The sequence below is a fragment of the Hymenobacter sp. BT559 genome, from assembly GCF_016427535.1.
Classification (GTDB): Bacteria; Bacteroidota; Bacteroidia; order Cytophagales; family Hymenobacteraceae; genus Hymenobacter.
This window is the reverse complement of the sequence record NZ_JAELXV010000003.1, coordinates 688878-714443: the sequence shown is the minus strand read 5'-3', so window position 1 is coordinate 714443 and position 25566 is coordinate 688878. Positions and strand designations below refer to the sequence as shown.

Below are 25566 nucleotides of genomic sequence, written 5' to 3'. Positions count from 1 at the left end.
GCCGTTGAATTCAGAGTGTATGTGATTCGTGGCTGAGCATTGCCGCTTGCCGAGTAAGGCGTTACATAAACCGCAGTGCCTTTGAGGGTAGGTGCAGGCGGAGCAGTATAATCGAATTCAGCTTGGTAAGACGAGCCACTAGGGTCTGCATCTACCCCAGTTACGCCGCGAGAATTACGGGTTAGCGTCCGAAACACTACTTCCAGTACATAACGGCCTGAGACATTCAGTCCGTTTAGCAAGTTGGCGTTAGCTACCGCATTATTTTGGTACAGCTCTCCGCCATTGACATAGCTACCTGCGCTTGACAAAGGAATTGTAGTATAAGCTGGCAGTGCAGTGGTAGTAGACTTCAGGTACACCCGATACCGTATCTCTGCTCCGGTAATGGTAACAGTTGGGGCTCGGGGAGGGGGAGGAGGCATGTAAGCCACTAGAGAGCCGCTACCAATTGATAGCGCACTACTAGTATAGTCATAGGCTCCTAGGTCTGGATTGCTGGTGTTAGTGCTTGTGTTACCTAGGTCAATATAACTGTCATATGGTGTGTCACCATCAGTGTATGTACCTCTATAACCAACTGTAGAACTAGACGCGCCTACTGGCTGCCTAGTAATGGTGATGGCATCGTCGTAGAAGTAGGTATTTTGCGCATTTGCCTGCCAAGAAACTAAGCTAGCTATGAATGTCAGCAGTGGTACCACCGCTTTCATAAAATTCACGCGATAGCTAAGCTGTCGCTTTTTTTGCAGAGTAGTAGTTGTCATATTGAGTGAGGGTAAGTTCGTTTACCTAATACAAGGAAATTTTTCCCGGACGGGCAAATCGGGGCCTTATACGGGTCAGAAAAGAAAGGTGACGCTTTTTTTAAGTTTTTTTTATGGGTGTTATTGTCCTGCTTAACTTTTTAAGAGAAAGGTAAACTAAAGGCAACTATGTGTGATTTTTTTACAAAAAAAGCGCCAAATGAGCCATTTTTACTTAGTACGCCCGGCTCTTGTTTACATGCTCAGTGACGGACGCGCTACGCAAAAAATCAAGGCCTTAGCTAAAATGCCAAAGCCCTTCGAAGGTCCTGAATGTACCGATTGCAGTTTAGTTCCCTACCGGGGCATGCGTAAGTGCTAGCATCCAATAGAATGCTGTGGCCTAAGGTTGGTATTTAAGTAATATACTGCGTGGATTCGTGGCTATCGCCTAGCTTGGCATAATACTATAGGTAAAAAAGAAATAAATTTTCAGAAATATCTAAAAATTAGTTCTTAACGTTGGCCGGCGGAGCAATAAACCAAATAGTACGGCTGCTCAGGAGTAGGCGGGCCTTCGCTAAAGACCATGGAATTGTTGGTCAGCATGCTACATAAGCTGGCATCTGCATAACTCCCGCAGCTCTTACTGTAGTGGCTTTGGCTGCGGTAGCCGCGCCGATGCTGGCACTGCTTCATTAGCGGCGTTACTTTGCAAGGTCAACATTCCTCGCGCATGGAGCTCATCAAGCACTTCCTAGACCTTATTCTGCACCTCGATAAGACGCTCGTCAATGTAGTGCATGACTATGGTAACCTCACCTACCTGATTCTGTTTCTTATCATCTTCACGGAAACAGGAGTTGTCATATTCCCCTTTCTACCCGGCGATTCGCTGCTGTTTGTAGCGGGAGCACTGGCCGCGCAGCCCAACCCCAGCACCGGCCACCCGCTGCTGAATATCTTCTATCTCATCCCGCTGCTGCTGGCAGCTGCTTTCCTAGGCGATAACCTCAACTACTTTATTGGTGACTACCTAGGGCCGCGGGTGTTTCGCGAGGACTTCAAATTTTTGAAGCGTAAGTACCTAGAGCAAACCCAGGCTTTCTATGCCAAGCACGGCGGGCAGACGATTATCATGGCGCGCTTCGTGCCGATTGTGCGCACGTTTGCGCCATTTGTGGCAGGCGTGGGCACCATGACGTACCGGCACTTTGCCTCGTACAGCATTGCGGGGGCGGTGCTCTGGGTAGTGTCGCTCACGCTGGCGGGCTACTTCCTAGGGTCTATTCCGTGGGTTAAAAACAACTTTACGTTTGTTATTTACGGCATCGTGCTTTTCTCGGTGCTGCCGCCGCTGTGGCAGTTTTTGCGCAGCAAGCTAGCCCGGGCCTAGGCTACCGGGCTGCGGTATTTTGCACCTTTACTCGTCGAAGCTATGCGCACGTTTGGGCTTATTGGCCGGTCGCTTTCGCACTCTTTTTCGCAGACCTACTTTACCCAGAAGTTCTACCGGCTGGGGCTGGAGGACTGTCGCTATGAGTTGTTTGAGCTGGCCTCGCCCCACGAGCTACCCGGCTTGCTAGCTCAGCACCCCGACCTAGCAGGGCTCAATGTCACCATCCCGTATAAGGAGCAGATTTGGCCGTACCTCACTGATGTAGCCTCTTCGGCCGCGCTGGTGGGGGCCGTCAATGTCATCGAGCTGCGGGCCGATGGTACCCTCATTGGGCACAATACTGACTATGTAGGGTTTCGGGAATCGCTACGCCCCTTTTACCCCACGCGGGGTTCTGAGGCCCGGGCGCTGGTGCTGGGCACGGGTGGTGCAGCCAAAGCTGTGGGCGTGGCCCTGCGCGAGCTAGATATCCCCTACTGGCTGGTATCGCGCGATGCCTTAGGGCCACACCTCACCTACGCCGAGCTTACGCCGGCAGTAGTGGACGCTCACCCACTTATCATTAACACTACGCCGCTGGGCACTTACCCCAACGTAGATAGCTGCCCGCCTCTACCCTACGCGGCTCTCACGCCACAGCACTACCTCTACGACCTAGTGTATAATCCTCGCGAAACGCTGTTTTTGCAGAAGGGCCGCGAGGCTGGGGCCCAAACTAAAAATGGCTTCGATATGCTGGAGCGGCAGGCCGAAGCTGCTTGGGACATTTGGAATAAGTAGTGCCTAGTTGTTAATGCTTGGCGCTTAGTTAGCAGTAATTGATATCGCGCTATTAGCTAAGCGCCAAGCACTAACAACTAGGCACTACTTACCTGATACCTTTTTGGCAATCTCGGCAGTGTGGCGGCCCTGGAAGCGGGCACCTTCAAGCTCATTCGCGCTGGGCTGGCGCTCGCCCTGGCCACCGGCCACGGTGCTGGCGCCATAGGGCGTGCCCCCGGTCACTACCTCGTGGCCCATTTGGCCTTGCCAAGCGTAAGGCAGGCCTACGATAACAAAGCCATGGTGCAGCAGCTCAGTATGGAAGTTGCGCAGGGTTTCTTCCTGGCCGCCGTGCTGGGTAGCAGTGCTCACGAAAGCACCGCCTACCTTGCCCACTAGGGCGCCGGTGGCCCACAGGCCGCCCGTGCTATCCATAAACGACTGCATCTGGCCGCAGAGGTTGCCGTAGCGGGTGGGCGTGCCGAAGAGAATGGCGTCGTAGTCCTTCAGCTCGTCGGGGGTAACAACGGGTACGTGAGCGAAAGCCTGCTGGGCCCCGGTGGCGCCGGTCTTATCCAACACTTCCTTAGGTAGGGTTTCGGGCACGCGCTTTACTAATACTTCGTTGCCAGCTACTTCGCGAGCACCTTCGGCAATGGCTTCGGCCAGTTTCCACACGTGGCCATAGGTGGAATAAAACAACACAAGCGTCTTCATACAAAGAAGAAAAGGGGGTTGAGAGGAGAAAAGAGGGAACAACAAGTAACCGGAACGCTAAAACGGCTAACCGCCGCTGGCGTTGCTTCGGCTCAAATATAAATGGTTATTCATGTATGTACATCTTATGTGCCCACATCGCTATGTTATGCCACTTAATGCTTTTATATATGATTGGAATACTGCATCTTAATTTTAGATAGACACTTTTATTTTTGGTGATGCAACGCTAGGTGGCTGTTGCGCCTCTTGCCATAGTGAAGCGGTGAAACCAGCTGGCTTTCGACCTAGGAAAGTTTTCATACCTCGCGTTGTCTATGTTGCACGGATTACCAGCCGGCCCCGCCCGGACCAAAGCATGAGCAGTGCCGCCTGGCCCGCTACGTTTGGCCAAGACCCGCCAGCCCGGCCCACCGGGCTCACGGCCAGCCGCCCGGTGGCTTACGCCGCGCCCACCGAAGCCGAGCTGATAGACGGCTGCCTGCAAGGCCGACAGTTGGCCCAAAAGCAGCTCTATGACAAGTACGCTGCCCGCATGATGGCCGTGTGCCTGCGCTACGCCCAGACCACCTTTGAGGCGGAGGACGTGCTACAGGAAGGCTTCCTGACAGTGTTTCGCACCCTAGGCAGCTTCCGGCGCGAGTGCCCGCTCGAGTTTTGGATACGGCGCGTAATGATAAACGCCGCCCTACGCCAGCACCGCCGCAACGCCCCGCTGGTGGCCGTGAGCGACGGCGACTACCCGGAGACCCTCGCCAGCGAAGAATTTACGTTTAGCAACTACGCCTACGGCGAGCTGCTGGCCGTAGTGCAGGAGTTGGCCCCCCGCTACCGGCTGGTATTTAACCTCTACGCCATAGAGGGCTACACGCATAAAGAAATTGGAGAACTGCTCAATATATCGGAGGGCACCAGCAAGTCGCAGTATTCCCGGGCCCGGGTTGTCCTTCAAACTAAATTAGCGCGTCTGTCTTCACCGGCGCGGCCTCTATCTTAATTACTTCTAGCAGTATGGATTCGCAATCGCCTCCCAAGGGCAGCCTCGAAGAGTTATTTCGCCACCACTTGCTAGAGAGCGAGGCGGCCGCCGTGCCGCCGCGTCCTCTGGTTTGGGACCAAATTGACAATAGCCTGCTACTAGCTGAGAACGAGAAATACCGCCGCCGCCTACTCGTACACCGCTGGGGCATGGCGGCCAGTCTGCTGCTGGCGGCACTAGCGGGCGGCGGCTGGTGGCACAGCCAACAACAGGCAGCACCCAACCTGGCCAGCGCTACTGGCAATATGGCGCGCGTAGAGATGACAACCACTGCGGCCCGCCCTACTCGAACTACTGCAGAGCTGACCAGCCCTGCAGGCCGGGCTACGCAAGCCGCTACGGCTACTACGCAGCCAGCAGGTGCCCTGCCCGCTCTAGTTAGCGCGGCAACTACCCCGGCCGACTACGCCGCCGTAGGCGCTACCGATGCTCCACGGGTAAGCACTAGCCCAGCCGCTACCCTAGGCCACTCGGCCACCCCTACCCTGGCCACCTACGCCTACCGTGCCACGATGGCCTCGCGGAGCGGTGCAAGGGCCGCAAGTGTGTTCGCAGCAGCTCCTTTTTCGCCTTCTATCAGCCAATCTATCGAGTCTACTGCTACCTCATCGCTTACTACGTTTTCTAGCACCGCTACTACCCTAGGCCAGCCGGTGGCTACTGCTGCCGATGTGGCTAATGCTACCGAGGCTGGCACGGCTACAGCGGCGCTAGCACTGAGCCGACATGGCGAAGCATTGCTCGACGGCAAGCTGGCTCAGCTAGCCCCAGGTCCCAGTACTGGGCTGCCAGCTGCGCTCACGCCCGTCGAAACCAAGCTGCCTGCCCATACCAAGCTGCGGCAGTGGCGGTTTGAGGCGGCTTATGCGGCCACTGCATTCAATCCCAACGTTGATTTTGCCGCTAGTAGCTCACGTTACCCATTGGCTAGCGCCATCACTCCTCCCAGCTATTCGGTTGGCTTGGGTGGCAGCCAGTCGGCCGCTGCCGAGTACCGGGCCAACCAACGCGGGGGCCTGGGGCAACGCCTCAGCCTGCGGGCTACGCGCTGGCTGGGCGGGCACTGGTCGCTCAGCACGGGCCTAGAGGCCGCACAGCAGCACGCCACCTCAGCTACATCTATGGGCTTCGATGGTGTGCACCTAGATGCCGCCAGCTTTTTCAACCCTAACTTATCTAACTCGGCACCTCGCGCACTGCAGACTTCTTCCTACCGCTACCGCTCGGTGGGTGTGCCGGTCGAGCTCCGCTATGACACTCCCACTAAATCAGGTGTTTCGTTTTACGGGCGCCTAGGGGCCATCGTGAGTGCCCTGCTTAATGTGCACACCGAGGTAGCCAGCAACCCCGAAACGGCTCGCTCCTACTCGCCTTTTGCGGGCAGCACGCCCTACCGCCGCCTCACTACGCTGCTGCGCGGCGGAGCAGGCGTACGCTACCGCCCGGCCAACAAAAGCTGGGGCGTAAGCGTAGGCCCCACGGCCGAAGCGGGCGTGCAATCGCTCAACTCTGATACCGACAAAAGCTTCTTGCAGCAAAGCCGCCCCTACAGCTTCGGGCTAGAGGCTGGCTTTGAGTTTAACACTGGCGTAGTGCCCGTGCAATAGGCTACGCGGTCCAGCTGGGCCGCGTAGTTTTTCGTTCTTCTCGCTCTCTCCACAAACAAACTTATGCCTTTTCAGCTACGTCTGCTCGTAGCCCTGCTGGCGCTGCTCGCGCTGCTGGCAGCGCGGCACTTGTACCGGCACCAGCTGCAGGCAAGCGCCATGCGCACACAGCCACTAGCACCGGCCTCTGCTCCGATGGCTGGGCACTTTGGCAGCGGGCACCATGGGCGCATAGTCGTTCCCCAGCCGCATTAGAGCTGGGGAACGACTCGCCTTTCCCGACGGCCTTTTCTTTTTCTTCCTCATGAAACGCACTTTGGTAGGGCTGCTGGGTGGACTGCTGGCTTGCAGCTGCGGCAAAACCACTCCCCAACTAGGCCAAGATGTTGCCTTGGTGCCCAAGCAGCCCGTTACGCTGGCCCTAGGTAGCCCTGGCCATGTAGAAGCCACTCTTACCGAACTCAGCGATTCACGCTGCCCCAGCGACGCTGTGTGCATTTGGGCTGGTACTCTAATGGCCACGGTAGTGCTCACCGACGATGGCACCGCCCAAACAGTGCGCCTAGGGTACCAAAAGAGCTATGCCGCTGATTCAGTCAATGTGACTTTGAACCGACAGAAATATTGGGTGCGGCTGCTGGATGCAACGCCTTACCCATCAACCAAAAACATGGGGCAGCTACGCGCGGCTACGCTCAGGTTGCGGCCGGCCTAGCGGCGGGCTGCCGAGTTTCGAGCAACCTAGAAACCCAAGGCTGGTATTTGGGGTTAAGCTAGCTGGCCTTTTTCCGGCCGTTCCTGCCCCTGTATGTCGACGTACCAGCTTACTTCCGAATTTAAACCTACCGGCGACCAGCCTCAAGCCATTGCCCAGCTTGTGCAGGGCGTGAATACTGGTGAGCCGGCCCAGGTGCTCCTAGGTGCCACGGGCACGGGCAAAACCTTCACGATGGCCAACGTGATTGCCGAAACCGGCAAGCCGGCCCTGGTGCTGTGCCACAACAAAACGCTGGCCGCCCAGCTCTATGGCGAGTTCAAGGCGTTTTTCCCGCAGAACGCCGTTGAGTACTACATCAGCTACTACGACTACTACCAGCCGGAGGCCTATATCGCCAGTTCCGATGTCTTCATCGAGAAGGACTTAGCTATCAACGAAGAAATCGAGAAGCTGCGACTGCACTGCACCAGCACGCTGCTGAGTGGGCGGCGCGATGTAGTGGTGGTGGCTTCGGTGTCGTGCATCTACGGCATTGGCAACCCCGAGGAGTTCAGCAAAAATGTCATTTTTCTGGCACCGGGCCACCGCTACTCGCGCAATAACCTGCTCTACCAGTTCGTGCAGATTCTGTACTCGCGCACCGAGGTCGAGTTTACGCGCGGCAGCTTCCGGGTGAAGGGCGATACGGTAGACGTATTTCCGGCTTACGCCGACTTTGCGTACCGCATTTTCTTCTTTGGCGACGAGATTGAGGCGATTCAGAAAATCGACCCCGCCAGCGGCCGCAAGCTGAGCGACGAGAAGAATATGACCCTTTACCCCGCCAACCTCTTCGTGACGGGCAAGGAAACGCTGAACACCGCCATTAAGGAAATCCAGGATGACATGGTATTGCAGCACAAGTACTTCGAGAAAGAAGGCCGTGATGTAGAAGCCAAGCGCATTCAGGAACGCACCGAGTTTGACCTGGAGATGATACGCGAGCTAGGGTACTGCTCAGGCATTGAGAACTACTCGCGCTACTTCGACCGGCGCGAGCCGGGCTCGCGGCCGTTCTGCCTGCTCGACTACTTCCCCGACGACTACCTGCTGGTAGTAGACGAGAGCCACGCCACCATTCCGCAAATCAGGGCCATGTGGGGCGGCGACCGCTCGCGCAAAACGGCCCTTATTGAGTACGGCTTCCGCCTGCCGTCGGCGTTTGACAACCGCCCATTGACCTTCAACGAGTTTGAGAGCATGTACCGGCAGGCGGTATTCGTGAGCGCCACGCCCGCCGACTACGAGCTGACTCAGGCCAATGGTGTGGTGGTAGAGCAGGTTATCCGCCCCACGGGCTTGCTTGACCCCGAAATTGACTTGCGCCCGAGCATCAACCAGATAGACGACCTACTCGATGAGGTAGACAACCGCGTGAAAGCCGGCGACCGCGTGCTCGTGACCACCCTTACCAAGCGCATGGCCGAGGAGCTGAGCAAGTACATGGAGCGCCTAGGTATCAAGGTCGAGTACATTCACTCGGATGTGAAGACCCTGGACCGGGTCGAAATTTTGCGGCGCCTGCGCCTGGGTGAGGTCGATGTGCTCATCGGGGTAAACCTGCTGCGCGAAGGTCTTGACTTGCCCGAAGTGAGCTTGGTGGCCATTCTGGATGCCGATAAAGAAGGCTTCTTGCGCGACCAGCGCTCGCTCATCCAGACTATGGGCCGCGCGGCGCGTAACGAAAACGGCAAGGTCATCTTATATGCCGACCGCATCACAGGCTCGATGCAGCGAGCCATGGACGAAACCAACCGCCGCCGCGCCACCCAGATGGCCTACAACGAGGAGCACGGCATCACGCCCAGAACAGTGCGCAAGAGCCACGCCCAGATTATGGGCCAAACCGACCTGGCCGACTACCGCATTGTGGAGGCGCAGGCACCCGCCACGGCTTACGCTACCGGCGACACGACCTTAGCCATGGCCGCCGAGCCCGTGGTAGCCATGATGAACCGCGTCGAGCTAGAAAAGCTTATCAAAACCACCGAAAAGCAGATGGAGGCCGCCGCCAAAGAGCTAGACTTTTTGCAAGCCGCCAAGCTCCGCGACGAACTTGGCGCCCTCAAACAGATGCTCAAAAACAAGCGCGACTAAGCCCCTAGGTGCTCGCAGGTAGGGCATGGGAGGCAAGCCGCCCACCCTACCTGCGCTGCTACTGGCAAGCTTTTTTTACTGCTCGTAATAACCTGAGCTTTTCGTGCTTTTAGGCTACCCGGAATAAGGAGGTTATACTTATTACTGCGCAGCACGAGGAAGATATCAAAACTTCATTTATAACAAAAAAAAGTAGCCACTGTGCAACTTCCTTACTTTCATAGTCGTTAGGGGACTTCATTTTCATTTTTCCCTTAGTCAGCTTATGAAACGCAACCAGTTTTCATTGCTAATGGGCGCTGCGCTGTGCGCCTCGCTAACCTTCATGAGCGCTTGCGCTACCACCGAAGGCACGTCGGGCACCACCACCGGCACCACTACTACTGACGGCACTACCTCAGGCTCTACTACGGGCACTACGGCCAGCACCACCACCACGGGGGCTAGCACTACTGGCACCACGGCAGGCTCTACCGCTGGCACCACTGCTGGTACTACCACCACGGGCGCTACTACCACAGGTACCACTACCGGCACTACTACTGGTAGCACCACGGGCACGACCACTGGTACTACCACCCCCTAGGTATTTCCAGACCGGCGCTAAGCCGGCTTAGATGAAAAAAGGCTCCGCATTAACTGCGGAGCCTTTTTTAGTTTACGCCCACCTGCGAGGCTGTTAGCTGCTACTTAGCAGCCGCTGCTACCGATACCACTACTGCATTGCCCGGCGCGAAGGCTGCCGTTGTGGCTCGCGCCCGCACAAGGCTCTCTGGCAGCTGTACCTCTACCTCATAGTAGCTGCCCATAAACCGCACGGCCCGCACGGTACCGGGCAGGCCGGCGCCACTAGCCGACAGCACCAGTTGCTCGGGGCGCACCAGCAGCGGCGCTTTGGGAGTGGCGCTAGCCCCAGCCTGACCTAGGGCCAGCTGGTCGGCGCCGCGCACCAGGTTGTAGTCGCCAAACAGCGCGGCGGTGTACTCGTCGGTGGGCTGGGCATATAGCTGCTGCGGCGTACCGCGCTGCACTAGCTGGCCGCGGCGCAATACCAGTATTTCGTCGGCCCAGGGCAGCACATCGGTGGCATCGTGCGAAACTAGTAGGCACGTGATGCCTAGGCGTGTGCCAACCTCCTCGATAATGGCTTGGAGCTGGCGCTTATGCACGCGGTCGAGGTTTGAGTACGGCTCATCGAGCAGCAGCAATCTAGGCGAGCCCAGCAGCAGCCGCGCCAACGCCACGCGCTGCTGCTCGCCGCCCGAAAGCTGGTCGGTGCGGCGGGCCAGTAGGTGGTCAATGCGACAAAGCTCATAGAGCGCCTGGGCCTCAGCGGCGGGGCGCTTGCTGGCGTAGCGCAATACCTGCTCTACGCGCAAGGAATGGGGCAGCTCAGATTTCTGCGACAGGTACGCCACGCCGGGGTGGCCCGGCACCAGCACATCATGCGGCCCCCGCACCCGGTCGCCCGCCACGCGTATTTCGCCGGTGCTGGGCTGTATCAGGCCCGCTACCATTTGCAGCAGCGTGCTTTTGCCCGCGCCGCTTTCGCCGGCCAGGGCCAGCTTGTGGTGGGCGCGCTGGCTGAAGCTGATGGGCGCTACCACTGTAGCCTCGCGCTCCACCAGGCTGATATCCGATACCCGAAGCAATTCCATAGGCGCTAGTAACCGGCAGAGCCAGGGAATGATTTAAGAGTAGGCTTGCGCTTACTGGCTGTCGGCGGCACGGCGCAGCTCCTCATCGGCCCCGGCGGCGCGCTTGCGGGCGGCGGCTACCTTGTTGTTGCCAAAGCGATAGGTAAAGGCTGCCGTGAACACGCGCTGGTCCTGGCGCCGGTAGAAGGTCTCCATAAAATTATCGTAGGTCGAGGTCACACGCAGCGGCGTGGTATAGAAGATATCGGTCGCATTCAGGCGGAACGTGGCCTGCTTGCGCCAGAAGATTTTCTGCACGGCCGCGCCCACCTGGCCCCGGTGCTGCAGCACCTGAAAGCCGCCTACCTCGCGCGATTCGTAAAAACCATTGAGTTCGGCCGTCCAGCCGTGCGGCAGCGCAAAGCTGTTGTTGGCCGTGAGGTTGCACGCCAAGCGGCCCCGGTCGAGCACGGTACCATTGAGCACGCCCTGGTACCTGTTGTAGTACACCAGCGCGTTGGCATACAGCGTCCAGGTTTTGGTCAGCTCGAAGGGCGCAATTAGGTTTAGCGTGTAGAAATTCTGGGTGCTCAGGTTCACATACTGGTTTACTACCATCCAGCCGCCATCGGGCGCGGGCAGCTGCGCAATAACAAACGGCTGGTTGGTGCGCGCATACGCAAGGGCCGTCGTAAACTTCCCTTTGTAAGTGTGCGACACCTCGAAGTTGTAGCTGGTTTGGGGCAGCAGACTATAGTTGCCCGAGCTGTACGATGTAGCATCCAGGTACACGCGCAGCGGATTCAGCTGCAAGTAGCTGGGGCGGTCGATGCGCCGGGCTACGCTCAAAGTCAGCGTGTTGTTTTTATTGAGCGTGCGCTGCACCAGCAGGCTCGGGAATAGCTGAAAATAGTGCTGGTCGCGCACCCTAGCATCGCCTAGGTCGGCCCGGATATTGGTTTGCTCGCCCCGCAAGCCAGCCTGCACCGTGGTTTTAGCTACCGTGCCCCGCAGGCTTACGTAGGCCGCGTTCACGTTTTCGCGGTAGGCGAAGGGCTGCGAAATAGCTTCGAGCAGCGTGTAGGTATAATCTGTGGGATTAACGCCCGCGCGGTTGATGAACGTGGCCGCATTGTCCGAGGCTATCTGCGTCACTTTGGCGCCCGCCTCGAGGCGGGTGCGGTGCGGCAGCGGCTGGCTATAGTCGACCTTAGCCGTGCCGATAGCGAGCGTGCTGCGCTGGTCGCCGGTAAGCTCGTCAGGCGTCGGTGCCGGGTCTTCCTGCTGAGTCACCAACTTAAGCTGGCGCGAATTGCGGTAGCGGGCGTAGTCAACATCGGCATTAATGACGCTAGCGTTGGCCGAGTCGGCAAAGGCATGGCGCAGGTTCAGATTCACCGACCCGTTGGGCCGGCTCACGTCTTGCTCGACCCGCGAGTAGATACGGTCGAGGCGGGCGCCCCTATCACCGTAAAAAAACGCGTCGCCGGTGGTTTCGATGGCGGTTTTGCTGGCCAGCGCCGTGGCCGACACCCCGAGCAGCGTGCGCTTCGAAAGGTTCAGGTCGAGCCCTACCTTTGCGCTGTGTGTCAGCTGCTTCACGTATTGGTAAGTATCCTGCTCGCTGCGGGCAGCGGGCAGCGTGGGCGTGGCAGCGAACTGCCGCTGAAAGGTATACTGCGTGTAGTACTGGCGGTCGTTGAAGGCATAGGTGCCGTACAGGTTAAAGCTCTTGCGGCGGTAGTTGAGCGAGCCACCGGCTACGGCCTTGCCGTAGCGGCCGCGGCCATAGCTGGCGTTCAGGCTACCATTGGCACCTAGGCGCTGGTCTTTCTTGAGGTTGATGGCAATAACCCCAGCTCCACCCTGGGCGTCGTAGCTGGCCGGCGGGTTTGTTAGCAGCTCAATACTTTGAACCTGCTCGGCAGGCAGCGACTGCAGGTAGTCGGCCAAGTCGCTGCCGGTAAGGGGCACGCGCTTGCCATCAAGCACTACCAGCAGACCCTGCCGACCACGCAGAGCCAGTTCATTCGTACCGCTAATAGTAACATTGGGCGCACGCCCTAGGACATCGAAGGTCGTTGCTCCGGCCGCCAGCGGGCTATCGGCCACGTTCACCACGGTGCGGTCGGCCAGGCTCTCATACAGCGGCTTGCGGCCGGCCACAATTACTTCCTTTAAAACAGTGGCCGCGCCAGGTACTAGGGCGATAGTCGGCAACACCGCCCCTGTAGGCGGCAGCACCAGGGCGGGGCCCCAATAGCGCTGGTAGCCTACCTTTTGCGCCGATACCAGGTAGCGCTCCCCCGCTAGAGCCTCCAGCCGAAAAGCGCCAGTGGCGTTAGTAAATTCCGTTTTGACCGCCACCGAATCTGTCGCCCGGTGCAGCGTCATGGTCACCAGCTCCAGCCCAGCGCCCGTGGCGTTGCCGACGGTGCCCGTGAGGGCTGCTCGCTCCTGCGCCCGCATAGCCAGCGGCGCCAGCACTCCCCCACCAACCAACAGATACCACGCCGCACGACAGAAAGTGGAATTTGTATAAACCAGGGTAAAAAAAGGCATAGGTAAAATGTGAGCGGCAGCGAGGTATCGGAAGAGATAAAATGTTTCAGCGAGCCGCCTGCAGTGCTGGCTGCCACCCCGAATGCCGGTGTGCAACAATCAGACTATTTAGGCCTAACTGACCATTTTAGCTACCTAGCCAATATGTAAAATTGCGGTATCCGACCTAATATTCCAATAGTGTTAGCAATACTTTCTTCATACTGCTGCGCAGGGCCATGCCCGAGTAGCACGCCAGCCTGACCAGCCCCGCCTACGCCGCCAGCCCACTGGGGCAGGAGAGCACAGGGCAATCAGACCTAGGGCGCTGCCTTAGCTTGCCGCCTGCCTTACTTGCTCACCCCCCGCGCCACCATGCCTCGCCCCTTGTCACTAGCTGCCCTGTTTCTAGCCTTTTTACTACTAACTACCCTTGGTAATGCGCAGCCTGGCCCAGCGAGCGGCGCACTGCAAAAGCAGGTGCAGTACCTATCGGGGCGTGACAACACGCGCACGGCCACCTGGGACTTTTACTGCACCAGCGGGCGCAAAAGCGGCTACTGGACTACTATTCAGGTGCCTTCGTGCTGGGAGCAGCAGGGGTTTGGCGCCTACAACTATGGGCGCGACTACAAGACCTACGGCAAAAACTTTCGCTTTGCCGATGAGCAGGGCAAGTACCGGCACACCTTCTCGGTACCGGCCGCATGGCAAAATCAGGCGGTTTACATCGTCTTTGAAGGGGCCATGACCGACGCCGAAGTGCGCGTAAATGGCCAGTTGGCCGGACCCATTCACCAGGGCGCGTTCTACCGGTTTAAGTATGACATTAGCCCGCTGCTGAAGTTTGGCCAGGCTAACTTGCTCGAAGTGATGGTGAGTAAAATGTCAGCCGATGCCTCAGTAAATAATGCTGAGCGACTGGCTGACTACTGGGTATTTGGCGGCATTTTCCGGCCCGTGTACCTCGAGGCCACGCCTAGGCAATTTATCCCGCATACCGCCATCAACGCCCGCGCCGATGGCTTTTTCGCCGCCAACGTAGGGCTGCGCGGCCTCACCCAAGCCGCCGAGGTAAAGGCCGACATCATCGACACCAGCGGCCGGGTAGTAGGCACGGCCCTAGGTCGGGCCACGGCCACCGACACGGTGGTGCAGCTGCGCACCCAAGTAGCCAAACCCCTGACCTGGACCGCCGAAACACCGCGCCTCTACCGCGCCCGCTTCACGCTGCAAGCGGCCGGCCAGCCGCTCTACCAAACTACCGAAACCTTCGGTTTTCGCACCATCGAGGTGCGGCGCGGCAAGGGCATTTTCGTGAATGGCACGCAGGTAAAAATGAAGGGCACCAACCGCCACAGCTGGTGGCCCGAAACCGGGCGCACCCTCAACGACTCGATACATCTGCTGGACGTGAAGCTCATCAAGGAGATGAATATGAACGCCGTGCGCATGTCGCACTACCCGCCCGATGCCGAGTTTCTGCACCTTTGCGATTCCCTAGGGCTGTACGTGCTCGACGAGCTAGCGGGCTGGCAAAAAGCCTATAGCACCAAGGCTGGCCGCCCGCTGGTGCGCGAAATGGTGCGCAAGGACGTGAACCACCCCAGCATCATTTTCTGGGACAATGGCAACGAGGGCGGCACTAATAAGGAGCTAGACGCAGAGTTTGGCAAGTACGACCTGTCGAACCGGCCCGTCATTCACCCGCACCACCGGCCAGGCAATGCGGCCAGCGGCATCGACTGCAACCACTACGAGAACTACTACAGCACCAAGCAGATACTCGCCGACTCGCTCATTTACATGCCCACCGAGTTTTTGCACTCACAGGACGATGGCGGGGGCGGTGCGGCCCTGGCCGACTTCTGGGACCTGCACTGGAAGGCCCAGCGCTCGGGCGGCGGCTTCTTGTGGGCGTTGGTTGATGAGGGCATCGTGCGCACCGACCAGCGCGGCATCATCGACGTGAACGGCGTGAACGCGCCCGACGGCGTACTGGGCCCGCACCGCGAGAAAGAAGGCAGCTTCTTCGCCATCCGGGAGATTTTTTCGCCCGTGCGCATTGAGCTGAAGGAATTGCCCGCCAAGTTCAACGGCCGTGTGGCAGTCGAGAACCGCTACCATTTTACCAACCTCAACCAGTGCTTTTTTCAGTGGGAACTGGTGAAGTATCGCCAGCCCGGCGAGGTTTTTACGGGCTACAGTACGCTCAAGAAAAGCCGCATTGCCAGCCCCAACATAGCGCCGCTCGCCACCGGCCAGCTCGACCTAAAGCTACCTAAGGACTGGCAGAGCTACGACGCCATTCTGCTCTCGGCTTTTGACCCGCAGAAAAACCTAGTGTACCAATGGACCTGGAAGACCGGCCCAAATGCCAACCTACTGCGCGACATGCTGCCCGCTGCGACTACGCCCGCCGCCGCACAGCAGCCGGCCGCAACAGCCCCTGCCCTACCAGCCGCCGTAGCCGTAACCGAAAACGACAGCCTACTCACGCTGCAAGCCAGCGGCATCAGCATCAGCTTTAGCAAGCGCACTGGCTACATCGGACAGGTGAAAGGCAACAACGGCGACAAGCTCAGCTTTGCCAACGGGCCGGTGCTGGTGGGCGGCGCAGCCACTTTCCAGAGCCTAGCGCACCGCACCGAGGCGGGCGCCGAGGTGGTAGAAGTGCGCTACCTAGGGGCCCTTAACACCGTGCGCTGGACCCTGCGCCCCGATGGCTGGCTGCGCCTCGACTATACCTACGACCTGCCTGCGGGCGACTACCCGGCCGCGGGGCTCACATTTACTTACCCCGAAAACTACGTGCTCGGCGCCAAGTGGCTGGGCAAGGGCCCCTACCGCGTTTGGAAAAACCGGATGGCCGGCCCCACCACCAACGTGTGGGAAAACCCTTATAACAACACCCAGACCGGTGCCGCACCCTGGCTCTACCCCGAGTTTAAGGGCTATTTTGCCGATGTGGTGTGGCTGGAGATGAATACGGTAGAAGGCAAATTCCTGGTCGCCAGCCCCGATAAAGGCTTGTTCGTGCGGCTATTTGATTTCTACGGCTTATCGGGCCCAGTGCCCGCGCCCGCGCTGCCGCCCGGCAATTTCTCGTTTCTGGATGCCATTCCGCCCATCGGTACCAAACTTGCCCTCAACCTCGATAACAATACTAAGAACCTAGGGCCCCTCAGCGAAGCCAACCACCTGGGCGGCCCGACCAAGCGCACGCTCTATTTCTTCTTCGGCCTGCCCAAGACTACGGGTAAACCTCAGCCCTACGTGGTGCCGGCTAAGAACGACTTATTCTAACGTAGGACCCCACCCCCGGCCCCTCCCCTCCGGGAGAGGGGAGCCGACCGTAGGCGGACATTGTAATTCGTCAGGCTCCCCTCTCCCGGAGGGGAGGGGGCGGGGGTGTGGGTGGGGTTCCACAATTAACGAGCAATACACCTCAAGCTATTTTTTCATTATCCTAGCAAGCGACTGCTCAGCGGTAGTGGCTGTGCAAACGCCACGCCCGCCAGCACTGCATCGTTTTGTGCTTGCTGAGCCAGGCGAGCGGCCGAGGGCGCAACAATAACTGTGCTCACCAGCCGCGACTGCTCAAATACTTCCACTATCATCTGTTGCACGCTGGTCGTCACTTTAAGCGTATTACCTGGCTGCACGGCTACCGTAGTGGGCTCAAACGGAAAAACAGCGACGTGCACGTTGGTAGCTATTTCCTGAAAAGTGTAGCTGTACACGCGCTGCGAACCGGCTTGGTACTGCGCCGCCACCGAGCCGTCACCTAGGCAGAAGCGGTAGTCGAGGTGCTGAATGGAGGCGGGCAGGCGGGGCGCCAGCGTGAGTCGCTGATTGGGCACGTCGGGGCGAATACCGAGAAAATACTGGTACCACACGCGCAACTGCTCGGCATTAGACCAAGCCTGCAGGTAAGCACCCGTGAGCTTGGGCCACGCTTGGCCGGGGTGCGGGTAAGCATCCAGGTTTTCGCTGAGGCCGCCCACCACGCCTAGGGTCAGCGCCTGGCGGTTGGCGTTGGCAAAGAGCTGGTAGGCCGTTTCGACTTGGCCCGCTTCCAGCATGCGCTGCATCGCAATGCCATTGAGCCAGGGCCAGACGGTGCCGCGGTGGTAGGCCGCATCTTTATGATACTCGGGCGCGAGGTGGTACGGATGGAATTGCGGGTCGTGCTGGGCCAGGGTGGCCACGCCCCAAGGATACACCAACTCTTGCCAGGTGCGGCGCAGCACGCGGCGCGCGAAGGCAGCGTCGTCCACTAGGTCGAGGGCGAAGAGCTGGTTGGGGCGCAGCGTAAAATCGGGCTTGCCCTGCTGGTCGAGGCGGTCGGCGAGGTAGTCGTGGGTAGACTGGCGATAGTCTTGCTCAAAATGCTGCTTTACCTGCTCGGCCAGCTGCGCCCATTTCGCTTGGCTGGTGTCGTCGTGCACGCAGGCGGCGAAGTAGGCGCCAGCTTGCAACTGCTGGTACCACAGTGCCTGAATATCGTTGGCGCGGGTGCCCCTGGGGGTGTAGGCCACGTGGTTGGCATCACGGGCGTCCATCCAGGTTTCGTTGTCGTCGTGCAGCAGGTAGCTTTTGGCATCAACCCAATTCTTGAGGGCGCCCTCGATGCTGGCTTGCACAGCTGGGTAGAGTAGCCGCCCTAGGTCTAGGTCGCCCGAGTACTGCACGTAGTCGCGCAAGGCAATCACAAAGCGCGGCGTGCCGTCGGTGGTGTGATAGTCGATGGTGCTGGGGTTTACTATGTTGGGTACCCGCCCGTAGTATTTCGACGCGGGGTCGGTTTGCTGAAACTCCGCGAATGCCAGCAGCATGCGCCGCGCCGTGGCAAACTGCCCGGTCACCAACACCGCGCCGGGCAGGGCGATAAACTCGTCGCGCCCCCAGTATTCGTTAAACCACGGCAGGCCAGCGTAGATGCCATCGCCCTGCTGCTGGGCCACGAGCTGGTCGGTGGTAATGGCTAGCCAGCGCAGGGCCAGCGTCAGCGCGTCGTCGCTCGCCGTTAGGGAGGCATTGGTTTGTAAGAAGTGGCGCAGGCGCTGCTGGCGAGCCAGCTTCAGGGCTGGGCCGTGCTGCTGGCCTTCACGCACCAGTGCGGTAGCATCTGCCTCGTCTTGGCCGCAGGCAATGAAGAAGCCAGCCCCCGACGCTATTACTCGCTCGCCTTGCCGAGTGAGAGCCGCCGGCAACCTAGGCGCTACGGCTAGTACAAAGTCTCCCTCTTGCGGCGAGAAAAACGCAATGTCGCCCTGCTGCTGCAACAAGCGCACGCCCTCGCCTTTCAGCTGCAAGCTAATGGGCTGCGTGGCGCCGCCTAGGTCTATTTCGAGCAGGTTGCGGCCATCAAACAGCCATAGCTCTTCTTGCAGCGCCGGGCCGTGCTGGCGCACCAGCTTATGCGGATACACCGTAGCAGTGGTCGTTTTGTTGTCTAGAAGGTAGTCGCCGTGGTACAGGGCATAGCCGCCAAACACGCGGTTTTTGGCTACATTAAGCCCCTCAAACCACGAGTACTCAGGGTGCGTGACGGCGTGGGTTTGGGCGCAATAGTAGGCGGCGGCTTTATTAGTGAAGGAGGCAATGCGGTTGGCCGAGTGCGGCACCGTCATTTGCATTGCGTCCAGTATATCGCGTTGGTCGGGCATGGCTTCCGGGCATAGGGAGCGGGGCACGGGCGGCCCACGCCGAGCAACTACGGCGTACCTAGGCCCCGGGTAGCATCAAGCAGGTACCTAAGCGAGCAGCTCAAGGCAGCACGCAGGCCAAAACTGCGAGCCGCGCACAGCGGCTTTTAAGCAGCAATCGCTACGCCAATAGCCGCGCTTGGTGCGCCGCATTGAGGAGCGCGGGCGCGTTCTTGAGCGTAGCTAAGACTACCTCTTTGGCCGCTTGCTTCAATTCATCTTTGCTGATATCGCGCGTTTCTTCGCGCACTAGCTCAGTGAGGACCTGAAACGTGTGGGCCAGCGCTTTGTGCCGAGGCCGCTCGGCTTGCAGCTCTGCATACACCTCGTCGAAGTGCGCCCGAATCTTTTTACGCTTGGTGCGAAAAACCGACTCGTTGGCCACCTGTGGCTGAATGGCATCGAGCAGCGCCACCAAGGGCAGCAGCTTAGTGGCCGTGGCTACCACAGCCCCACCTAGGCGCTGGCGGCGGCCGGGGGCCACTGCGGGCGGTATCGCTACGCCAGCAAGCGCGGCCTCCGAGGTAGCGTAGTTGGGTGTGTGAGAAGAAGTAGCATCCATAGGGCGCCCGGGTTGAAGGTACGTAGGCTAAAGTAGCAAACACCTTGCCTAGCCATTGCCCCCAATGCGCCAGGCGCGCCTTACTGCGCCGAAGCTAGTGCCGCGGGCGCCTTGGCTGACGCAGCCGGACCGCGACGGGTAATGGCCCGGCGAGCGCGGGCGGGGGTTTCGCGCGAAGGGCCAGTTGGGCTCATGCCCGGGGCCTTGGGCGCATCGGTGCGGTTGCGGCCCACGTTTTTAGTGCCCGATACGGCCGGCGTACCGGCCGAGGCTGAAGCCGCAGGAGTGGTCTGGACCCAACCGCCTGCGGCACCCTGCTTAAAAGGCGAGACTACGGGGCCCTTTACAAGCCACATAGCCTCGCCTTTTAAGCAGGGTGCCGTTCGTTTTTATTAATCGATGACCACCTTCGCGCCGGTCAGGTTGACATCGGTTTTCAGCACCCGGCCGGCCGACACTGCGGCGGCCAGCGGCTGCCCGCCGCCCACAAACACCTGCACCTTTTCAGCTAGCTCTACGCGTTGAGCCTGGGCTGTGAGGCGCGCCAGCTGGCGCGGTGTCAGGGTGAACTGCACTGTCTGCTTGGCGCCCGGCCCTAGGTTGATGCGGTGGAAGCCTTCGAGCGCGTGCCGCGCTACGCGGCCCGTGGCACCAGGGTGCCGCACGTAGAGCTGCACTACCTCGTCGCCAGCGCGCTGGCCGGTGTTCTGCACCTCTACACTTACCCGAATGGGCTGGTCAGTGGTAGTCTTCGACAGCACTTTCAAATTGCTGTACTTAAACGTAGTGTAGCTCAGGCCATGGCCAAAGGGCCACAGCGGCTCGCCGGTGAAATAGCGGTAAGTGCGGCCTTCCATGCTGTAGTTGTCGAAGGCCGGCAATTGGATTTCCGACTTGTAGAAGGTGACCGGCAGGCGGCCGGCGGGGTTGTAGTCGCCAAACAGCACGTCGGCTAGTGCGGTGCCGGCCGCTTGCCCACCGTACCAGGTGTTGAGGATGGCCGGCAAGTTGGCGGCTTCCCAAGGCGTGGCAATGGCACTGCCCGTCATCATGGCAAATACTACGGGCTTACCGGAGCTATGCAGCACCTTCAGCAAGTCGGTTTGCACCTGGGGCAGGCCGATGGTGGTGCGGTCGCCACCGCTAAAGCCGGGCACGTCCACTTTCATTTCTTCACCTTCAAGCCGGGGTGAAATGCCACCTACCATCACAATAGCATCGGCGTCCTTTACCTGAGCCAGAATGTTGGCCGCGTTCATGGTCACCACCTTCGCGCCGGTGAATTTGAGAATGGTGCGGCGGTCGGTCTGCAAATACTCCAGGCGCAGACCTAGGGGCTTACCGGCCGTCACGGGCAGCACGTATTGCTTGGTCGAAACGCCGCGGCCGGCCCAATTGTCGAGCACCAGCTTGTCGTCTAGAAATAAGCGGTAGCCGTCGTCGCCCGTGATTTGCAAAGCCAGCTCCTCCGTCTTCTCGGGCGTGAAGGTGGCGCGGTAGCGGGCCGAGAAGTTTTCGGCAGGCAGGCCAGGTGCTACCTCCATTTTCACGTTGGCTAGGTAGCGGTCTAGCCCCGCCTCCTGGCGCGTGGCTACGGGGGCGCCCTCTAGGTTGGTGCCTTTAAAGTATTCGGCCTGAAAGCCCGGCTGACCGCTGAAGGCCAGGCGCTTGTTGATATCCAGCGGCTCGTATACGGTGTTGCTGGCGTAGTCTACGCCTTGCACAAAAGTCACTTCGGTGTTCTTGCCCACCTTGGCCCGGATGCCTTCGAGCGGCGTCACGATGTCGGTCGGAAAGCCATTGTAGTTGCCGAGCTGCACGGCTTCGTTGTTGGCGTTGGGACCTAGGACCACGATTTTCTTCAGGTCCTTGCGCAGCGGCAACGTGTTCTTCTCGTTCTTGAGCAGCACCACCGACTCGCGGGCCATCTTGAGGGCGTGGGCCTGGTGCGGAGCGCTCTCCACCACACTCAGCGGAATCTGGGCGTACTTCACGCGCTCTACTGGGTCGAACATGCCCAACTGAAACCGAATTTTGTAGAGCCGCTTCACCGACACATCGAGCTGCTGCTCCGTGATGAGCTTCTTCTGCACCGACTCTAGCAGCGAGTTGTAAGTAAAGAGCTTACCGGTGGCGCACTCGATGTCGGTGCCGTGCAGCACGGCATTGGCGGCGGCGGTAGCCGCGTCGGGGTCGGTTTTATGATGCTGCCAAAAGTCGTTGAGCCCATCGCAGTCGGAGGTGACGTAGCCCTTGAACTTCCACTTGTTATACAAGATGTTGGTCATCAAGACATCGCTGCCGCAGCAGGGCTGGCTGGCGTAGGCGTTGTAGGCACACATCACGCCGGCCACCTTGGCATCCACGATGAGGTCGCGGAAGGCGGGCAGGTACGTATCCCACAGGTCGTAGTCGCTGATTTTGGCGTCGAACTCGTGGCGCAGCTGCTCGGGGCCGCTGTGCACGGCAAAGTGCTTGGCGCACGCCGTGATTTTCAAATACTTCGGGTCGTCGCCCTGAAAGCCCTTCACCAATGCTGAGCCCAGCTGCCCGGTCAGGTAAGGGTCTTCGCCGTAGGTTTCCTGCCCCCGGCCCCACCTAGGGTCGCGGAAGATGTTGATGTTGGGCGTCCAAAACGTAAGACCTTGGTAAATACCGCGCTCGCCGCGCCGCACGTACTCCTGGTGCACTGCCCGGGCCTCGTCGGAGGTGATGGTCGCCATTTGCAGCATGGCGTCTTTGTCGAAGGTCGCCGCCATGCCAATAGCCTGCGGAAACACCGTGGTTTTCATGCTGGTGCGGGCCACGCCGTGCAGCGCTTCGTTCCACCAGTTGTAGGCTGGGATACCTAGGCGGTCGATGGCCGGCGAGGCGTTCAGCATCTGCGACACCTTTTCGGGCAGCGTGAGGCGGCCCACCAGGTCATCAACGCGCTGGTCGATGGGCAAGTCCGGGTTTTGGAAGGGATAGGCCGCCGCAGGAATGGCAGCCGGGCGCTGGGCGCTGGTAGCTGCGAATACCAGCAGGCCCAGGAGGAGTTTGGGTAGTTTCATGGATGGGTGGGAATAGAGAGCGCTGCTGCTAGGCTCCTAGGGTACTTTGGAGGCCGTTACCAGCAGCTTGCTGCGCGAAAGCCTACTTTGGCGGCCAGCGCAAGCCCCTCAAATGTACAGGCAGCTCGCAGGCCCTAGCGAAGCCAAAAAGCTGAACAGCAAGCAAAATATCTGACGAAAACTATCGGTATCGTCTTCGCAAACGTTTCTGATAGGCCGCTGCCTAAAAACTATTTTGCGTGGGTGTTCGCAGCGGCTCAAGCTTGAGCTCGTGGCTACGCCTCACTTCGCCGGCTCGGCACTACACCAGTATACTTGGCTGCATGAAGTGCTGGCCTAGCTGTGGCGGGCCGGGTTGTGCGGCGCTAAGCCACTCAGCATAAGGCCAGCCAACTACTACCTAGGGTGCGCTAGAGGCCCCTCTTGCTGCCAGGCGCCAAAAGTTACTTAATATTGACGCGGCTAATGAGCCGGCGGCCCCGCTTAGGGGCGCCAGTTTCTGCATCCCTTACCCACCTATTATACCGAGAGGAAATGACCAAAATCAAAGTAGCCAACCCCGTAGTGGAGCTCGATGGCGACGAGATGACGCGCATCATCTGGAAATTTATCAAAGACAAGCTCATTACCCCGTACCTGGACCTTGACATTAAGTACTACGACCTAGGGATTGAGTATCGCGATGAAACCAACGACCAGGTGACCATCGACGCGGCCAACGCTATCAAGCAGCACGGCGTGGGCATCAAGTGCGCCACCATCACCCCCGATGAGGAGCGCGTAACGGAGTTTGGCCTGAAGCAAATGTGGAAATCGCCCAACGGCACCATCCGCAACATACTGGACGGCACCGTATTCCGCGAGCCTATCGTGACGAGCAACGTGCCCCGCCTAGTGCCCAACTGGACGGCCCCCATCTGCATTGGCCGTCACGCCTTCGGCGACCAGTACCGCGCTACCGACTTCGTAACGAAGGGCAAAGGCAAGCTCACCATCACCTTCCAGCCCGAAGATGGCGGCGAGACACAGTCGTTTGAGGTATTCAACTTCAAAGGCGATGGCGTAGCCCTGGCCATGTACAACACCGACGAGTCGATTCGCGGCTTCGCGCACGCCTGCTTCAACCAAGCTCTGATGAAGGGCTGGCCGCTGTACCTGAGCACCAAGAACACTATCCTGAAGAAGTACGATGGCCGCTTCAAGGACATCTTCCAGGAGATTTACGAAGCTGACTACACGGAGAAGTTTAAGGCCGCTGGCATCACCTACGAGCACCGTCTGATTGACGACATGGTGGCCTCGGCGCTGAAGTGGAACGGCAACTTTGTGTGGGCCTGCAAAAACTACGACGGCGACGTGCAGAGCGACACTGTAGCCCAAGGCTTCGGCTCGCTGGGCCTGATGACTTCGACGCTCGTGACGCCCGACGGCAAAACCATGGAGGCCGAAGCCGCCCACGGCACCGTGACGCGTCACTACCGCGACCACCAGAAGGGCAAGCCCACCAGCACCAACCCCATCGCCAGTATCTTCGCCTGGACGCGCGGTCTAGAGTTCCGCGGCAAGCTCGATGGCAACCAAGAGCTCATCGACTTCTGCCACGCGCTTGAGCAAGTGTGCATTGAAACCGTAGAAAGCGGCAAAATGACCAAAGACCTGGCCGTCTGCATCCACGGCAACAAGGTGGAGCACGGCCGCGACTACCTCTACACCGAGGAGTTCCTGGAAGCGCTCGACGAAAACCTGAAAGCTAAGCTGGGCAAATAAGCCCTAGGTTAGTTTTAAACCAAAAGGCCCATCCGCACACGGATGGGCCTTTTTTATATGTAGCGCTTAGTAGCTCAGGCTATATAGCCTAGGCTATGCTACTCGTACATGTCATGTGGGTCGGCGGCAGCTAGCTCGATAAGAAAATGGCCGATAGCTTGGCTGGCAGCAGCCAGCACGGCAGCTCCTTTTTCAGCGGTGGCCTCGGCAGGGTCGCCCACGCCGGTATCGGCACTCACCTTGCTCCACTCGCGTTGCGCCCAGGCCCAGCCCTGCCGCAAGGCCTCGACACGAAATTGCTTGGCATGGCCCGAGCCTGCTTCGGACAGCGGGCGCACCAGCTCGGAGGCAATGTGCAGCATGGCACTGGTTTCGAGGGCATCGGCATGGTCGCCGGGCGCCGTGAAAAACTTACTCCGGTCTACGGCCTTAAACCAGTTGAGCGTGCAGAGAAAAACCGTCGGAAACTCGGCTTGCAGCTGGCGCAGGTGCTGGCGAAAATCGTTGCCGCCGTGCCCATTCAGCAGCACCAGCTTCGGAATGCCTTGGCGCGCTAGCACCTGCACAATATCGCGTAAGATAGCCAGCTGCGTGCTCGGGTTCAGGTTGATGTCCAGCGTAATATCGAGCTGCCCTGTGTTCACCCCAAACGGAATAGTGGGCAGCACTACCACCTTGGTGCCCGCCTCCCAGGCCAGCCGGGCCGCCTCGGCGGCCACGTAGTCGCACTGCATGTTGTCGGTGGCGTAGGGCAGGTGGTAGTTGTGGGCTTCCGTAGCTCCCCAGGGCAGCACAACTACTTCATAAGCGGCGCTCTTAACGTGCTGCCACGTGGTTTCGGCCAGGATGTAGGGGCGAGGCGACATAGTGTTAGCTGCCTAGGAGCAGCTAGCGGTAAAAATAGCCACCCAGTCCACTTAGACCCCGCCCCGGGGCGTTGCTCTGACTTAAGGCTATTTCAGAGGAAGCTAGACGGCATAATCAACTGCGCATCGGCCCTTGTGCCAATAAAAAGGCCGCTAGCGAGGCTAGCGGCCGGTTTACTCAGCACCTGTTTCACTTGTTGCGTTGCACGTCCCGGCAACTTCACTCTAATACTAATTGTAATTTTCTTAGATAATAATAACTTATTTAGTTATCAAACAGAAGCGAGAAAATCTCGCCTTTGTCC

At 59.1% G+C, this 25566-nt stretch carries 18 protein-coding genes; 10 read left to right on the top strand and 8 right to left on the bottom strand.

All coding sequences use genetic code 11. The annotated features are described in order from the left end of the window. Window positions 1–1482: 1482 nt before the first annotated feature. The gene (locus tag JAO77_RS13680) at window positions 1483–2142 is read left to right on the top strand and encodes a DedA family protein (protein ID WP_198990925.1); all 660 of its coding nucleotides are present in this window, start codon (window positions 1483–1485) and stop codon (window positions 2140–2142) included. 42 nt (window positions 2143–2184) lie between these two features. Then, complete coding sequence (locus tag JAO77_RS13675) at window positions 2185–2925, top strand: shikimate dehydrogenase family protein (RefSeq protein WP_198990924.1); 741 nt, start codon at window positions 2185–2187, stop codon at window positions 2923–2925. 84 nt (window positions 2926–3009) lie between these two features. On the opposite strand, the gene wrbA is transcribed toward JAO77_RS13675, so the two are convergent. After that, entirely contained in the window at window positions 3010–3624 is a 615-nt protein-coding gene (wrbA, locus tag JAO77_RS13670) for an NAD(P)H:quinone oxidoreductase (protein WP_198990923.1), read from the bottom strand. A 358-nt stretch (window positions 3625–3982) separates the two neighbouring features. On the opposite strand from wrbA, the gene JAO77_RS13665 reads away from it, so the two are divergent. From JAO77_RS13665 to JAO77_RS13640, 6 genes are all read left to right on the top strand, one after another. Next, a complete protein-coding gene (locus JAO77_RS13665; protein WP_198990922.1) occupies window positions 3983–4621 on the top strand; it encodes an RNA polymerase sigma factor in 639 nt (212 codons plus the stop codon). Between the two features lie 14 nt (window positions 4622–4635). Beyond that, complete coding sequence (locus JAO77_RS13660) at window positions 4636–6270, top strand: hypothetical protein (RefSeq protein ID WP_198990921.1); 1635 nt, start codon at window positions 4636–4638, stop codon at window positions 6268–6270. 63 nt (window positions 6271–6333) lie between these two features. Continuing rightward, window positions 6334–6525: a hypothetical protein gene (locus tag JAO77_RS13655; RefSeq protein ID WP_198990920.1), complete on the top strand. Its 192-nt coding sequence runs from the start codon at window positions 6334–6336 to the stop codon at window positions 6523–6525. Window positions 6526–6574: 49 nt separating this feature from the next. Beyond that, window positions 6575–6985, top strand: a complete 411-nt coding sequence (locus JAO77_RS13650; protein ID WP_198990919.1) for a hypothetical protein — start codon at window positions 6575–6577, stop codon at window positions 6983–6985. Window positions 6986–7078: 93 nt separating this feature from the next. Further along, window positions 7079–9124: an excinuclease ABC subunit UvrB gene (uvrB, locus tag JAO77_RS13645; RefSeq protein ID WP_198990918.1), complete on the top strand. Its 2046-nt coding sequence runs from the start codon at window positions 7079–7081 to the stop codon at window positions 9122–9124. Between the two features lie 265 nt (window positions 9125–9389). After that, window positions 9390–9710, top strand: coding sequence for a hypothetical protein (locus JAO77_RS13640; protein ID WP_198990917.1), 321 nt, complete (start codon window positions 9390–9392; stop codon window positions 9708–9710). A gap of 100 nt (window positions 9711–9810) precedes the next feature. Here JAO77_RS13640 and JAO77_RS13635 read toward each other — a convergent pair whose 3' ends face one another. Beyond that, window positions 9811–10782: an ABC transporter ATP-binding protein gene (locus JAO77_RS13635; RefSeq protein WP_198990916.1), complete on the bottom strand. Its 972-nt coding sequence runs from the start codon at window positions 10780–10782 to the stop codon at window positions 9811–9813. A 51-nt stretch (window positions 10783–10833) separates the two neighbouring features. Further along, entirely contained in the window at window positions 10834–13323 is a 2490-nt protein-coding gene (locus JAO77_RS13630) for a TonB-dependent receptor (RefSeq protein ID WP_198990915.1), read from the bottom strand. A gap of 354 nt (window positions 13324–13677) precedes the next feature. Between JAO77_RS13630 and JAO77_RS13625 the strand changes: the two genes are divergently transcribed. Next, window positions 13678–16608, top strand: a complete 2931-nt coding sequence (locus tag JAO77_RS13625) for a glycoside hydrolase family 2 TIM barrel-domain containing protein (RefSeq protein WP_198990914.1) — start codon at window positions 13678–13680, stop codon at window positions 16606–16608. A gap of 158 nt (window positions 16609–16766) precedes the next feature. Here the strand turns inward: JAO77_RS13625 and JAO77_RS13620 are convergent, their stop codons facing one another. From JAO77_RS13620 to JAO77_RS13605, 4 genes are all read right to left on the bottom strand, one after another. Next, window positions 16767–18974, bottom strand: coding sequence for an amylo-alpha-1,6-glucosidase (locus JAO77_RS13620; RefSeq protein WP_198990913.1), 2208 nt, complete (start codon window positions 18972–18974; stop codon window positions 16767–16769). Between the two features lie 160 nt (window positions 18975–19134). Then, window positions 19135–19575, bottom strand: coding sequence for a hypothetical protein (locus tag JAO77_RS13615; protein WP_198990912.1), 441 nt, complete (start codon window positions 19573–19575; stop codon window positions 19135–19137). Window positions 19576–19655: 80 nt separating this feature from the next. Next, window positions 19656–19931, bottom strand: coding sequence for a hypothetical protein (locus tag JAO77_RS13610; protein ID WP_198990911.1), 276 nt, complete (start codon window positions 19929–19931; stop codon window positions 19656–19658). 36 nt (window positions 19932–19967) lie between these two features. Then, complete coding sequence (locus JAO77_RS13605) at window positions 19968–22628, bottom strand: glycoside hydrolase family 3 C-terminal domain-containing protein (protein ID WP_198990910.1); 2661 nt, start codon at window positions 22626–22628, stop codon at window positions 19968–19970. Between the two features lie 534 nt (window positions 22629–23162). Here JAO77_RS13605 and JAO77_RS13600 point away from each other — a divergent pair. Continuing rightward, on the top strand, window positions 23163–24395 hold the full coding sequence (locus JAO77_RS13600) for an NADP-dependent isocitrate dehydrogenase (RefSeq protein ID WP_198990909.1): 1233 nt from the start codon (window positions 23163–23165) through the stop codon (window positions 24393–24395). Between the two features lie 98 nt (window positions 24396–24493). Here the strand turns inward: JAO77_RS13600 and JAO77_RS13595 are convergent, their stop codons facing one another. Next, the gene (locus JAO77_RS13595; protein ID WP_198990908.1) at window positions 24494–25261 is read right to left on the bottom strand and encodes a creatininase family protein; all 768 of its coding nucleotides are present in this window, start codon (window positions 25259–25261) and stop codon (window positions 24494–24496) included. Window positions 25262–25566 lie beyond the last annotated feature (305 nt).